The sequence below is a fragment of the Aquibium sp. ELW1220 genome, from assembly GCF_030398385.1.
Classification (GTDB): domain Bacteria; phylum Pseudomonadota; class Alphaproteobacteria; order Rhizobiales; family Rhizobiaceae; genus Aquibium.
In genome coordinates, this window is record NZ_JAOAOQ010000004.1 from 153,711 (window position 1) to 166,695 (window position 12,985).

12 protein-coding genes are annotated in these 12,985 nt (G+C 67.4%); 11 read left to right on the forward strand and 1 reads right to left on the reverse strand.

Annotated features, from left to right (window positions below):
* The first annotated feature begins 3 nt into the window (after window positions 1–3).
* From pcaD to N1F91_RS05475, 6 genes are all read left to right on the forward strand, one after another.
* A complete protein-coding gene (gene pcaD, locus N1F91_RS05450; protein ID WP_289990729.1) occupies window positions 4–801 on the forward strand; it encodes a 3-oxoadipate enol-lactonase in 798 nt (265 codons plus the stop codon).
* A 92-nt stretch (window positions 802–893) separates the two neighbouring features.
* The gene (locus tag N1F91_RS05455) at window positions 894–2,996 is read left to right on the forward strand and encodes a 3-hydroxyacyl-CoA dehydrogenase NAD-binding domain-containing protein (RefSeq protein ID WP_289990730.1); all 2,103 of its coding nucleotides are present in this window, start codon (window positions 894–896) and stop codon (window positions 2,994–2,996) included.
* Between the two features lie 2 nt (window positions 2,997–2,998).
* The gene (locus N1F91_RS05460; RefSeq protein ID WP_289990731.1) at window positions 2,999–4,684 is read left to right on the forward strand and encodes an AMP-binding protein; all 1,686 of its coding nucleotides are present in this window, start codon (window positions 2,999–3,001) and stop codon (window positions 4,682–4,684) included.
* A gap of 11 nt (window positions 4,685–4,695) precedes the next feature.
* Window positions 4,696–5,877, forward strand: a complete 1,182-nt coding sequence (locus N1F91_RS05465; RefSeq protein WP_289990732.1) for an acetyl-CoA C-acyltransferase — start codon at window positions 4,696–4,698, stop codon at window positions 5,875–5,877.
* 151 nt (window positions 5,878–6,028) lie between these two features.
* Window positions 6,029–7,231, forward strand: coding sequence for a pimeloyl-CoA dehydrogenase large subunit (gene pimC / locus N1F91_RS05470; RefSeq protein WP_289990733.1), 1,203 nt, complete (start codon window positions 6,029–6,031; stop codon window positions 7,229–7,231).
* 36 nt (window positions 7,232–7,267) lie between these two features.
* Window positions 7,268–8,422: an acyl-CoA dehydrogenase family protein gene (locus N1F91_RS05475; RefSeq protein WP_289990734.1), complete on the forward strand. Its 1,155-nt coding sequence runs from the start codon at window positions 7,268–7,270 to the stop codon at window positions 8,420–8,422.
* A 53-nt stretch (window positions 8,423–8,475) separates the two neighbouring features.
* On the opposite strand, the gene N1F91_RS05480 is transcribed toward N1F91_RS05475, so the two are convergent.
* Window positions 8,476–8,823 carry a metalloregulator ArsR/SmtB family transcription factor gene (locus N1F91_RS05480; protein WP_289990735.1) on the reverse strand — a complete coding sequence of 116 codons (348 nt, stop codon included), beginning with the start codon at window positions 8,821–8,823 and terminating at the stop codon, window positions 8,476–8,478.
* Between the two features lie 91 nt (window positions 8,824–8,914).
* Between N1F91_RS05480 and N1F91_RS05485 the strand changes: the two genes are divergently transcribed.
* From N1F91_RS05485 to sulP, 5 genes are all read left to right on the forward strand, one after another.
* Window positions 8,915–9,337, forward strand: coding sequence for a YeeE/YedE family protein (locus N1F91_RS05485; RefSeq protein WP_289990736.1), 423 nt, complete (start codon window positions 8,915–8,917; stop codon window positions 9,335–9,337).
* Between the two features lie 5 nt (window positions 9,338–9,342).
* Window positions 9,343–9,780: a DUF6691 family protein gene (locus tag N1F91_RS05490; RefSeq protein WP_289990737.1), complete on the forward strand. Its 438-nt coding sequence runs from the start codon at window positions 9,343–9,345 to the stop codon at window positions 9,778–9,780.
* Window positions 9,781–9,809: 29 nt separating this feature from the next.
* Window positions 9,810–10,706 (forward strand): MBL fold metallo-hydrolase, encoded by an 897-nt coding sequence (locus tag N1F91_RS05495; RefSeq protein ID WP_289990738.1) that lies wholly within the window; start codon window positions 9,810–9,812, stop codon window positions 10,704–10,706.
* Window positions 10,707–10,768: 62 nt separating this feature from the next.
* Window positions 10,769–11,104 (forward strand): TIGR01244 family sulfur transferase, encoded by a 336-nt coding sequence (locus N1F91_RS05500; RefSeq protein ID WP_289990739.1) that lies wholly within the window; start codon window positions 10,769–10,771, stop codon window positions 11,102–11,104.
* 105 nt (window positions 11,105–11,209) lie between these two features.
* Complete coding sequence (gene sulP, locus N1F91_RS05505) at window positions 11,210–12,976, forward strand: sulfate permease (RefSeq protein WP_289990740.1); 1,767 nt, start codon at window positions 11,210–11,212, stop codon at window positions 12,974–12,976.
* Window positions 12,977–12,985: the final 9 nt, after the last annotated feature.

Sequence of the window (12,985 nt, forward strand, 5' to 3'; positions counted from 1 at the left end):
TCCATGGCGTTTGCACGCGTGAACGGCGTCGTTCTGCACCACGAGGATCGTGGCGGCACGGGAAAGCCCGCGATCGTCTATTCGAACTCGCTCGGCACCGACTTCCGCATCTGGGACGAGGTCGTCGCGCGTCTCGGCGACCGTTTCCGCCACATCCGCTACGACAAGCGCGGCCACGGCCTGTCGGAGGCGACGCCGGCGCCCTATGCGATGAACGACCATGTCGGCGACCTTGAATCGCTTCTCGACCATTTGGGCGTAAAGGCTTGCGCCCTCGTCGGATTGTCGGTCGGCGGCGTGATCGCGCAGGGGCTGGCGGCGAAGCGGCCCGACCTCGTCGAAGTGATGGTTCTGATGGATACCGCCCACAGGATCGGCACCGCCGAGATGTGGAACCAGCGCATCGACGGCGTGACGAGCAACGGCATCGCCCCGCTCGCGGACGCCATCATGCAGCGCTGGTTCACGCCGGCTTACCGGTCCCCGGACAATCCCGACTTCGTCGGCTACACCGCCATGCTCACCCGCACCACGGTCGACGGCTATGCCGGCACCTGTGCGGCGCTGCGCGACACCGACTATACCGAACAGACGAAGGCGCTCTCGCTGCCGGTGCTCGCCATCGTCGGCGACCAGGACGGCTCCACCCCGCCCGACCTCGTGCGCTCCACCGCAGACCTGATCCGCGGCGCCCGATTCCGCATCATCCCGGACGCCGGTCACCTGCCCTGCATCGAACAGCCGCAGGCGGTGACGAACCTCATTCACAATTTCCTGCGGGAGACGCGGTTCGCGGGCTAGACGCTCGCCCCTCGAAGACCTGCGGAGCGGTGACGCCGGACGACGGCGCACCGCTGCCCCAAGACGAAGATTGCCATTCCGGAGTATATTCGATGTCCCAGTATGTGACCGTCCGCCGCGAGGGCGACATTGCCGTCGTCACGCTCGACAACCCGCCCGTCAATTCGCTGTCCCACCACCTGCGCGAGCCACTGGACGCCGCATTGCGTGACCTGCGCGACGACCCGTCGGTGGCGGCCGTGGTCATCCACTGCGCCGGCCGGACCTTCATCGCCGGTGCCGACATCACCGAGTTCAACACGCCCAGGGCCACCGCCTCCCCCAACCTGCGCGAACTGATCGTCACGCTGGAAGGCTTCGCCAAGCCGACGGTCGCCGCCATCCACGGCACCGCTTTCGGCGGCGGCCTCGAACTCGCCATGGGCTGCCATTTCCGCGTCGCCAACGCCCGCGCCCAGTTCGGTCTGCCCGAGGTCAAGCTCGGCCTGCTGCCGGGCGCCGGCGGCACCGTGCGCCTGCCGCGCCTCATCGGACCCGAGAAGGCGCTGCCGGCGATCGTCTCCGGCAATCCGATCGGCGCCAAGGCTGCCCTGGCGGACGGCCTCGTCGACGCCGTCAGCGAAGATGATCTCGTCGCCAACGCCGTCGCCTTCGCCCGCGACGCCCTCTCTGCCGGCAAGCCGCTCGTGGCCGTGCGCGACCGGGAGGACAAGCTCGCCGCCGCCCGCGCCGACATGGCTGGTTTCGACGCGCAGATCGCCGAAACGCTGAAGAAGACGAAGGGCCTCGACGCGCCGAAGCGCTGCGCCGACGCGGTGCGCAACGCGCTGACCCTGCCCTTCGACGAGGCGCTGACCACGGAGCGCAGCTACTTCGTCGAACTGGTCGAGGGCGACCAGTCGAAGGCGCAGCGGCATCTGTTCTTCGCCCAGCGCGAGGCTGCAAAGGTCGAGGGCATCGGCCCGGACGTGAAGCCCCGCACGGTCAAGCGCGCCGGCGTCATCGGCGCCGGCACCATGGGCGGCGGCATCGCCATGTCCTTCCTCAACGGCGGCATCCCCGTCACCATCCTGGAGATGACGCAGGAAGCGCTCGATCGCGGCATCGCCAACATGGAGAAGAACTACGCCATCTCCGTCCAGCGCGGCTCGATGACCGAGGAGGCGAAGGCCAATCGCATGGGCCTGCTCACCGGCACCACCGACTATGCCGACCTCGCCGACTGCGACCTGATCATCGAGGCGGTCTTCGAGGAGATGTCGGTCAAGAAGGAGGTCTTCGGCAAGCTGGACGCGATCGCCAAGGCCGGCGCCATCCTCGCCTCGAACACCTCCTATCTCGACGTCAACGAGATCGCGGCCTCGACGTCCCGGCCGTCCGACGTGCTCGGCCTGCACTTCTTCTCGCCCGCCAATGTGATGAAGCTGCTCGAGATCGTGCGCGGAGCGAAGACCGCGCCCGACGCGATCGCCACGGCGCTCGACGTGGCGCGGCGCATTGCCAAGGTGCCGGTCGTCGTCGGCGTCTGCCATGGCTTCGTCGGCAACCGCATGCTGGCGTCCCGCTCCGCCGAACTGGAGGACCTGCTGCTCGAAGGCGCCACACCGGCCCAGGTCGACAAGGTCTTCACCGATTTCGGCTGGCCGATGGGGCCCTTCGCCATGGGCGACCTCGCCGGCCTCGACATCGGCTGGCGCAACCGCAAGTCGCTCGGCAAGACGGCGGCGATCGCCGACGCGCTCTGCGAGCAGGGTCGCTACGGCCAGAAGACGGGCAAGGGCTTCTACATCTACGAGGCCGGTTCGCGCGCGCCGAAATCCGATCCCGAAGTCGAGGCGCTGATCGAGGCGAAGGCGCGCGAGAAGGGTGTCAACCGCCGCGACATCTCCGCCGAGGAGATTGCCGAACGCACCATGTACCCGATGATCAACGAGGGTGCGAAGGTGCTCGAGGAAGGCATCGCCGCCCGTGCCTCCGATGTCGACATCGTCTGGATCAACGGCTACGGCTTCCCGATCGGCAAGGGCGGGCCGATGTTCTGGGCCGAACTCGAGGGTCTGGGCAAGATCGTCGAGCGTCTCGATCATTGGCACGGCAAGACCGGCAAGGACGTCTTCAAGCCGTCAGAGTTCCTCAAGCGCGCAGCCGGGACCGGCAGCTTCCGCAAGGCCGCCGCCGCGGGAAAGGCCGCCTGACGATGGACCTCGCCGCCGCTCCCTGGCGCGCGCTCTACCCGGCCGGGCTCTCGCCCGACGCCCGCCTCGCCGGCTTTGCCGTGCACGCGATCGTCGACGAGGCGGCCGGGAAGTGGCCGGACCGGGCGGCGGCGATCTTCCGCGACACCACTCTCACCTTCGGCGAGCTCGCCGCGCAGGTCGATCGCACCGCCCGCGCCTTCCGCGAGGCGGGCGTCGAAAGCGGGACACGGGTCGCGCTGCTTTTGCCCAACACGCTCTACCACCTCCTCGCCTTCTTCGGCGCGTTGAAGGCCGGCGGCACCGTCGTGCACCTGTCGCCGCTCGACGGCGGCGCGGTGCTGCGCCACAAGCTCGCCGACAGCGGCGCGCGGCTCGTGGTGACGACCAACATCGGCGACCTCGCGGTGCGCGCCGGCGACTTCGTCCGCGCCGGGCTGGTCGAACGGCTGATCGTCGGCGACGACGCGGCCTACGGCCCCTCCCCGCTGACCGGCGCGATGCCGCAGGACTGCGATTTCAACGACTTCGCGGCGTTCCTCGATTCGGTCTCCGAGACGGTTGATTCAGTGCCCGAGGAGCCAGGCCTTCCCGACGTCACGCTCGACGACCTCGCGCTGCTGCAATACACCGGCGGCACCACCGGCATGCCCAAGGGCGCGATGCTGACGCACCGCAATCTGTCGACGGCGGTGGAGAGCTACGACCTCTGGTTCGACGCCTGGGGCCTGATGCGGGAAGCGCAGGAGCGCGTCCTTCTGTTCCTTCCTCTCTTCCACATCTACTCGCTGTCGGCGGTCATGCTGCGCTGCGTGCGCGGCGGCCAGACGATGATCATCCACACCCGCTTCGACGCCGGCACGGCGCTGGCCGAGATCGAGGCCGGCGCGACGAGCTTCCCCGGCGTGCCGACGATGTGGATCGCGATCTCGGCGATGGCCGGGGTCGAGAAACGCGACTTCTCCTCGCTGCGCTACTGCGCCTCCGGCGGCGCGCCGCTGGCCGTGGAGACCGCGCGGCGGCTGAAGGCGATCACCGGCCACGACCTGCTCGGCGGCTGGGGCATGACCGAGACTTCGCCCGCCGGCACCAACATCCCGCCGACGCGGCCCGACAAGGTCGGTACCATCGGCGTGCCGCTGCCCGGCATCTTTCTCGACATCGTCGCGCTGGAGGATCCGCAGCGCGTGCTGCCGCATGGCGAGATCGGCGAACTGCGCGTCTTCGGCCCCAACGTGACCGTCGGCTACCTGAACCAGCCGGCCGAGAACGCCCGCGCCTTCAGCGGCGGCGGGTTTCTCACCGGCGACATCGGCTTCATGGACGAAGAAGGCTTCTTCACCATCGTCGACCGCAAGAAGGACATGATCCTGTCGGGCGGCTTCAACGTCTATCCGCAACTGATCGAGCAGATGATCTACGAGCATCCCGACGTCGAGGAGGTGCTCGTCATCGGCATCGCCGACGCCTATCGCGGCGAGGCGGCGAAGGCCTTCGTCAAGCTGCGCGCCGGCGCAGCGGCGCTGTCGCTGGAGGCGCTGCGCGCCTTCCTGAAGGACCGGCTCGGTCCGCACGAGATGCCGGCCGCGCTCGAACTGCGCGACGCCCTGCCGCGGACGCCGGTCGGAAAACTGTCGAAAATCGAACTCAAGCAGGAAGAGGCAGCGCGCATCGCGCGCGCCTCGTAAGGGAGAACATCATGCGCGAAGCCGTCATCGTTTCCACCGCCCGCACGCCGATCGGCAAGGCCTATCGCGGCGCCTTCAACGACACCGAGGGTCATGTGCTCGGGGGCCACGCCATCCGCCATGCGCTCGTCCGCTCCGGCCTCGATGGCGGCGAGATCGAGGACGTGATCATGGGCTGCGCCATGCAGGAAGGCACCACGGGCCTGAACGTGGCACGCCGCGCCCTTTTGTCGGCCGGCCTGCCCATCACCGTTGCGGGCACGACGATCGACCGTCAGTGCTCGTCCGGTCTCCAGTCGATGGCGCTGCTCGCCAATGCGATCCGCAACGACGGCGTCAAGGCCGGCATCGCGGGCGGCCTGGAATCGATCAGCCTCGTCCAGAACGATCACCGCAACACCTTCCACCTCTTCGACAAGAGCCTGAGCGGCGCCGCGGCCGACGTCTACCTGCCGATGATCGACACCGCCGAGAACGTGGCCAACCGCTACGGCATCTCGCGCGAGGCGCAGGACGCCTACGGGCTGGAATCGCAGAGACGCGTCGCCGCCGCCCGCGAGGCCGGCCGGTTCGATGCCGAGATCGCGCCGATTTCGGTACGCATGGCCTCGGTCGACAAGGAGACCAGGGAGGTCACCCACAAGGACGTGACGCTTTCCCATGACGAGGGGCCGCGCCCGGAGACCACCGCCGAGGGCCTCGCCGGCCTGAAGCCGGTGCGCGAGGGCGGCTTCATCACCGCCGGCAATGCCAGCCAGCTCTCCGACGGCGCCTCGGCCTGCGTGATGATGGAAGCGAAGGAAGCCGAGAAGCGCGGCCTGACCCCGCTCGGCATCTTCCGCGGCTTCAACGTCGCCGGCTGCGCACCCGACGAGATGGGCATCGGCCCGGTCTTCGCCGTGCCGCGGCTGCTGGAGCGCCACGGGCTGAAGGTCGACGACATCGGCCTGTGGGAACTGAACGAGGCCTTTGCCGTGCAGGTGCTCTACTGCCGCGACCGGCTCGGCATCGATCCGGAGAAGCTCAACGTCAGCGGCGGCGCCATCGCGGTGGGCCATCCCTACGGCATGTCGGGTTCCCGCCTCGCCGGCCATGCGCTGATCGAGGGCAAGCGCCGCGGCGTGAAATATGCCGTCGTTACCATGTGCGTCGGCGGCGGCATGGGCGCGGCCGGGCTGCTCGAGATCAACTGAGGAGAGCTCTCTTCTCCCCGTTTGCGGGGAGAAGATGCCGGCAGGCAGATGAGGGGCTGCGCCGACATTTCATTGCTCGCACTGCCCCTTATCCGGCCCTACGGGCCACCTTCTCCCCGTGAACGGGAGAAGGAACAAGGAGGAGACAACCATGGACCTTCGCTTCACCGACGAGGAAAACGCCTTCCGCGAGGAGGTGCGTAGCTTCTTTCGCGACAACCTGCCCGACGACATCCGCGCGAAGATGATCGACGGCGAGCACCTCGACAAGCCGGACTTCGTCCGCTGGACGAAGATCCTCAACGCGCACGGCTGGGGCGTGCCGCACTGGCCGGAGGAGCATGGCGGAACCGGCTGGGGACCGATGAAGCAGTACATCTTTCTTGAGGAACTGCAGAAATATCCCGCTCCGCAGCCGCTCGCCTTCGGCGTCAACATGGTGGGGCCGGTGATCTACACCTTCGGCAACCAGGCGCAGAAGCAGCGCTTCCTGCCGGCGATCGCCAATCTCGACGACTGGTGGTGCCAGGGCTTCTCCGAGCCCGGCTCCGGCTCGGACCTCGCCTCGCTGAAGACCCGCGCCGTCCGCGACGGCGATCACTACGTCGTCAACGGCCAGAAGACCTGGACGACGCTGGCGCAATATGCCGACTGGATCTTCTGCCTCGTGCGCACCGACACGGCCGCCAAGAAGCAGGAAGGCATCTCCTTCCTGCTGATCGACATGAAGACGCCCGGCATCGAGGTCCGTCCGATCGTCACGATCGATGGCGGCCGCGAGATCAACGAGGTCTTCCTGACCGACGTGCGCGTGCCGGTGGAAAACCTCGTCGGCGAGGAGAACAAGGGCTGGGACTACGCCAAGTTCCTGCTCGGCAACGAGCGCACCAACATCGCGCGCATCGGCGTCTCGAAGCAGCGCGTGGCCCGCATCCGCGAACTCGCCGCGCTGGAAATGGCCGGCGGCCGTCCGCTGATCGAGGACGAGCGCTTCCGCGAGAAGCTGGCCACGATCGAGATCGACCTGAAGGCGCTGGAGATGACGCAGCTGCGCGTCGTGGCGGCCGATGCCAAGCGCGGCAACACCGGCAAGCCCGACCCCGCGTCCTCGATCCTGAAGATCAAGGGCTCCGAGATCCAGCAGGCCACGACGCACCTTCTGATGGAGGTGATGGGTCCCTACGCAGCGCCATATCTCCCCGAGCACGACGCCCGCTGGAACGAGCCGTCCGAGGTGCCCGAATACGCGCCGGTGGCCGCGCCGAACTATTTCAACAACCGCAAGGTCTCGATCTACGGCGGCTCGAACGAGATCCAGAAGAACATCATCGCCAAGGCGGTGCTGGGGCTGTGACCGCCCCCGCCCGCAACGAGACGACAGGAGGACGCGATGGATTTTGATCTTTCGGAAGAGCAATCGATGCTCAGGGACTCGCTCGACCGGCTTCTCGCCGACACCTATGGCTTCGAGGACCGCAAGGGCTTCATGGCCACGCCCGAAGGCTGGAGCACCGACATCTGGCGGCAATTGGCCGAGATGGGCCTGATGGCCCTGCCCTTCGCCGAGGCGGACGGCGGCATCGGCGGCGGCCCGGTGGAGACCATGATCGTCATGGAATCGCTCGGCAAGGCGCTGGCGCTCGAGCCCTATTTCGCGACGGTCGTGCTTGGCGGCGGCTTCCTGCGGCTGGGCGGTTCGGCGGCACAGAAGGCGGATCTGGTTCCACAGGTGGCCGACGGCTCGCTCAGGCTCGCCTTCGCCCACACCGAGCGTCACTCCCGCTTCGATCTCGCCCATGTGGCCACGACGGCCACGAGGGACGGCGACGGCTGGGTGCTGTCGGGCTCGAAGAGCGTCGTCCAGCACGGCGACTGCGCCGACAGGATCTTCGTCACCGCCCGCACGTCAGGCGGTACGACGGACGAGAACGGCATCGGCATCTTTCTGGTCGACACCGGCGCCGAGGGCGTCTCGCGCCGCGGCTATGCAACGCAGGACGGCCTGCGCGCCGCCGAACTGACACTCGACAAGGTGCGCGTGCCAGCAGGGGCCGTCTTCGGCGACCCGGAAAACGGCCTGCCGCTCGCCCGCCGCGTGGTCGACCAGGCGATAGCCGCGCTCGCCGCCGAATCGCTCGGCGTGATGGGAGCCATGCATGCGCTCACCGTCGACTACATGAAGGTGCGCAAGCAGTTCGGCGTGCCGATCGGCTCGTTCCAGGTGCTGCAGCACAAGGCGGTGGACATGTATGTCGCCATCGAACAGGCGCGCTCGATCACGCTCTACGCCACGATGATGGCCGACAGCGAGGACGATGCCGAACGGGCGCGCGCCATGCATGCGGCAAAGGCCGAGATCGGCCGCGGCGGCCGCGTGGTCGGCGAGAATGCGATCCAGATCCACGGCGGCGTCGGCATGACGATGGAATATGCCGTCGGCCACTATTTCAAGCGCATGACCATGATCGACGTCGCCTTCGGCAATGCCGACCACCATCTGCGCGAACTCGCCCGCGCCGGCGGGCTGTTTTCCGCAGCCGCCTGACGGCAGCCGCGGAGCCCGGACGTCGAGGCGCGCCTTCGCGCTTCAGCGGGAGTTCACGCGTCGAGCGCGGCAAGTGGCCGGTCGGCAGCTTCGGCTGCCGCCGGCCGGCAGTAGAGGCCGTAGAGGGTCTGCAGGATTTCTTCCACCTCGCGCGAGGCGACGCTGTAGTAGATTTCCTTGCCCTGCCGCCGCGTGGTCACCAGCCGCGACAGCCGCAGCTTCGCCAGTTGCTGCGACAGCGCCGACTGCGACATGCCGACGGCGTCTGCAAGCGGCTGAACCGCCATTTCCTGGTTGAGCAGGTTGCACAGGATCATCAGACGGTTCTTGTTGGCGAGAGCCGACAGGAGTTCGGCCGCCTGCTCCGCCGACGCGTCCAGCCTGGCAATGTCCATTTTCATCGGATCAATCCCTTGAACACATGAATACCTTGTCATATGTAGTGACTTGTTCGAATTTGGCAACCATAGCCGAAACGCACAGGGGCACTGAATGACCGAATTCACACCATGGATGTCGCTTGCAGGCGGAATCCTCATCGGCCTCTCGGCCGTGCTGCTGATGGCCTTGCATGGCCGTATCGCCGGAATGACGGCGATCCTGGCGGGCATCATCCCGCCGGTGCCCGTCGACTGGGCCTGGCGCGCCGCCTTCCTGGCGGGCGCCGTGATCGCGCCGCTCGCCTACATCGCGACCGGCAACACGATCGCGTTCGCGGTGCCGATCTCCACCACCGCGCTGGTGATCGGCGGCGTCATCGTCGGCATCGGCGTGACCTACGGCTCCGGCTGCACCAGCGGCCACGGCGTCTGCGGCATGGCGCGCCTGTCGCCGCGCTCGATCGTAGCCACGCTCGTCTTCATGGTGTTTGCGATCGCCACCGTCTACGTCGTCCGCCACGTGATCGGAGCCTGATCGCTATGAACAAGATCCTCTCAGCCTTCGCGGTCGGCGCCGTCTTCGGCCTCGGTATTGCCATCTCCGGCATGGCCAACCCCGCCAAGGTGCTGAACTTCTTCGACATTGCCGGAACCTGGGACCCGAGCCTGCTGTTCGTCATGGGCGGTGCCCTTCTGACCGCCGCGATCGGTTACCGCGTCGTCTTCGGCGCGAGGCCCAAGCCCGTGTTCGAGAAGAGCTATGCGCTGCCCACAGCGCGGCGCATCGATGCCGAACTGGTCGGTGGATCGGCCGTGTTCGGCATTGGCTGGGGCATTTCCGGCTTCTGCCCCGGCGGGGCGGTGCCAGCCCTTGGCCTCGGCTATTCCGAGACCGTCATCTTCATCGCCGCCATGATGGCCGGCATCGTCCTGGCGCGGGCCATCAGGACCCGCACCGCGCAGGCCGCACCGGCCTGACGAGACCCGTGAGACATGGAGACAAACCGATGACTTCTTCCCTGCCCTTCACGCCCGACATTTCGGTGAAGCCCGACGTCACCGCCTTCTTCGACGCGGCCACCAACACGGTATCCTATGTCGTCAAGGACCCGGCCTCCGACGCGTGCGCCGTCATCGATTCGGTGATGGACATCGACTACGCCGCCGGCCGCATCACCTACGACCACGCCGACGCGATCATCGATCACATCCGCAAGAACGGCCTGACACTCGAGTGGATCATCGAGACCCACGTCCATGCCGACCACCTCTCGGCCGCGCCCTACATCCAGCAGAAGCTGGGCGGCAAGCTCGGCATCGGCGAGAACATCACCATCGTCCAGGACACGTTCGGCAAGATCTTCAACGAAGGCACCGAGTTCCAGCGCGACGGCTCGCAGTTCGACCGACTGTTCAAGGACGGCGACAGCTACACGATCGGCACCATGACCGCCCACGCCATGCACACGCCCGGCCACACGCCCGCCTGCATGACCCACGTCATCGGCGATGCCGCCTTCGTCGGCGACACGCTGTTCATGCCCGACGGCGGCTCGGCCCGCGCCGACTTCCCCGGCGGCGATGCCCGCATCCTCTACCGATCCATCATGCGCGTGCTGTCGCTGCCGGCCGAGACGCGGCTCTTCATCTGCCACGACTACGGTCCCAATGGCCGCGACATCAAATGGGAGACGACGGTGGCGGAGGAGCGGGAGCACAACATCCACGTCCGCGACGGCGTCTCGGAGGACGAGTTCGTGACGATGCGCGAGACGCGTGACGCGACGCTTGCGATGCCCAGGCTGATCATCCCCTCGCTGCAGGTCAACATGCGCGCCGGCCGCTTGCCGCCTCGCGACGAAAGCGGCAAAACCTTCCTGAAGGTGCCCGTCAACGGCCTCTGAGAAACAACACATCGCGCCGGGGCGGCATGCGCCTCCGGCTTCGCTTGCAAGGGATCGAGAGAATGGAAATCCGCAGGATCAACGACGACATCGCCGTGGCGCCGCAGATCACGGCCGAGCACGTGCCGGCCATCGCCGAGGCCGGCTTCAGGAGCATCGTCTGCAACCGGCCCGATTCGGAAGACGGCGCCGTTCCGCATGACCTTGTCGAGCAGGCCGCCAAGGCGGCGGGCCTGGAGTTCCGCTTCATCCCGGTCGTTTCCGGGGCGATCAGCGAAGACAATGTCCGCGACATGGCCGCCGCGCTGAAAGCGCTGCCAACGCCGGTGCTGGCCTATTGCCGGACCGGCGGCCGCTGCATGAACCTCTACGGCCTCGTCCAGCAGACGAACGGCTGAGCGGGGCGGCGGGAACCGCCGCCCTCGATCGGTCCTGGAAACGACGGGACGCGTGCGCATCAGCGCACGCGGCGGCGGAGCCTTGCGACCTGGGAAGGACACCCGATGACGAGCCCCAAGACCGCACGGCGAAGCTGGAAAGCCTATCTGCCAATCCTGGCCTGGGCTCGAACCTACGATCGCGACGCATTGACCAACGATCTGGTCGCGGCCGTCATCGTCACCATCATGCTGATCCCGCAGTCGCTCGCCTATGCGCTGCTGGCGGGCCTGCCGGCGGAGATGGGTCTGTACGCGTCGATCCTGCCGCTGGTGGCCTACGCGATCTTCGGCACCAGCCGCGCACTGGCGGTCGGCCCGGTGGCGGTCATCTCGCTGATGACGGCGGCCTCCGTCGGCGCCGTCGCTGCACAGGGCACGGCCGGCTACGTCGTCGCCGCCATCACGCTGGCCTTCCTGTCGGGGGTCTTCCTGATCCTCATGGGCGTCTTCCGGCTGGGCTTCCTCGCCAACCTGCTGTCGCACCCGATCGTCTCCGGCTTCATCACCGCATCGGGACTGATCATCGCGGCAAGCCAGATCAAGCACATCCTCGGCATCCAGGCCGAGGGCCACAACCTGCTGGAACTCATCCTGTCCCTGGGCTCCGGTCTCGGCGACGCCAACCCGGTGACGCTCCTGATCGGCCTGTCCTCGCTCGCCTTCCTCTTCTGGGTGCGCAAGGGCCTGAAGCCGCTGCTCGCGCGGGCGGGACTGCGGCCGCGGCTGGCCGACATCCTTGCCAAGGCCGGGCCGGTCGCAGCCGTCGCGGCAACGACGCTGGCCGCCTGGAGCCTCGACCTCGGCGCGGCGGGCGTGAAGCTCGTCGGCGCGGTGCCGCAGGGCCTGCCGCCCCTCACCCTGCCCTCCTTCGCACCCGACCTCGTCTTCGCCCTGATCGGACCCGCCGCGCTGATCTCGCTGATCGGTTTCGTCGAATCGGTCTCGGTCGCGCAGACGCTCGCCGCGCGCAAGCGCCAGCGCATCGACCCCGACCAGGAACTGATCGGCCTCGGTGCATCCAATGTCGCCGCCGCCTTCACCGGCGGCTATCCGGTGACGGGCGGCTTCGCGCGCTCGGTGGTCAATTTCGACGCCGGTGCCGAGACGCCGGCAGCCGGTGCCTTCACGGCGGTGGGTCTCGCCGTCGCGACCCTGCTGCTGACCCCGCTTCTCGCCTTCCTGCCGCAGGCGACGCTCGCGGCCACGATCATCGTGGCCGTGCTGTCCCTGATCGACTTTTCGATCCTGAAGAAGACCTGGGCCTATTCGAAGCCAGACTTCATCGCAGTGGCGGCGACCATCCTCGCCACACTGTCGCTCGGGGTCGAGATCGGCGTATCGGCGGGGGTCGTGCTGTCGATCCTGATCCACCTCTACCGGACATCCAAGCCTCACATGGCAATCGTCGGCCGGGTACCGGGTACCGAGCACTATCGCAACGTGAAGCGCCACGAGGTCATCACCCAGCCCGGCATCGTCTCGCTGCGGGTCGACGAGAGCCTCTATTTCGCCAATGCGCGCTATCTTGAGGACTACGTCTACGATCTGGTCGCGACGCGCCCCGATATCCGTCACGTCGTTCTCGCCTGTCCGGCAGTCAACCTCATCGACATGAGCGCGCTCGAATCGCTGGAAGCCATCGATCGCCGTCTCTTCGACATGGGCGTGAAGCTGCACCTGTCGGAAGTGAAGGGTCCCGTGATGGACGCCCTCAGGCGCACCGAATTCCTGGAGCACCTCTCCGGACAGGTGTTCCTGTCGCACCACATGGCGATATGCGAGCTGGCCAGGCCGGGACCGGACGAAGAGACGCCGCTCGCCGCGCAGTAGTGCGCGGAC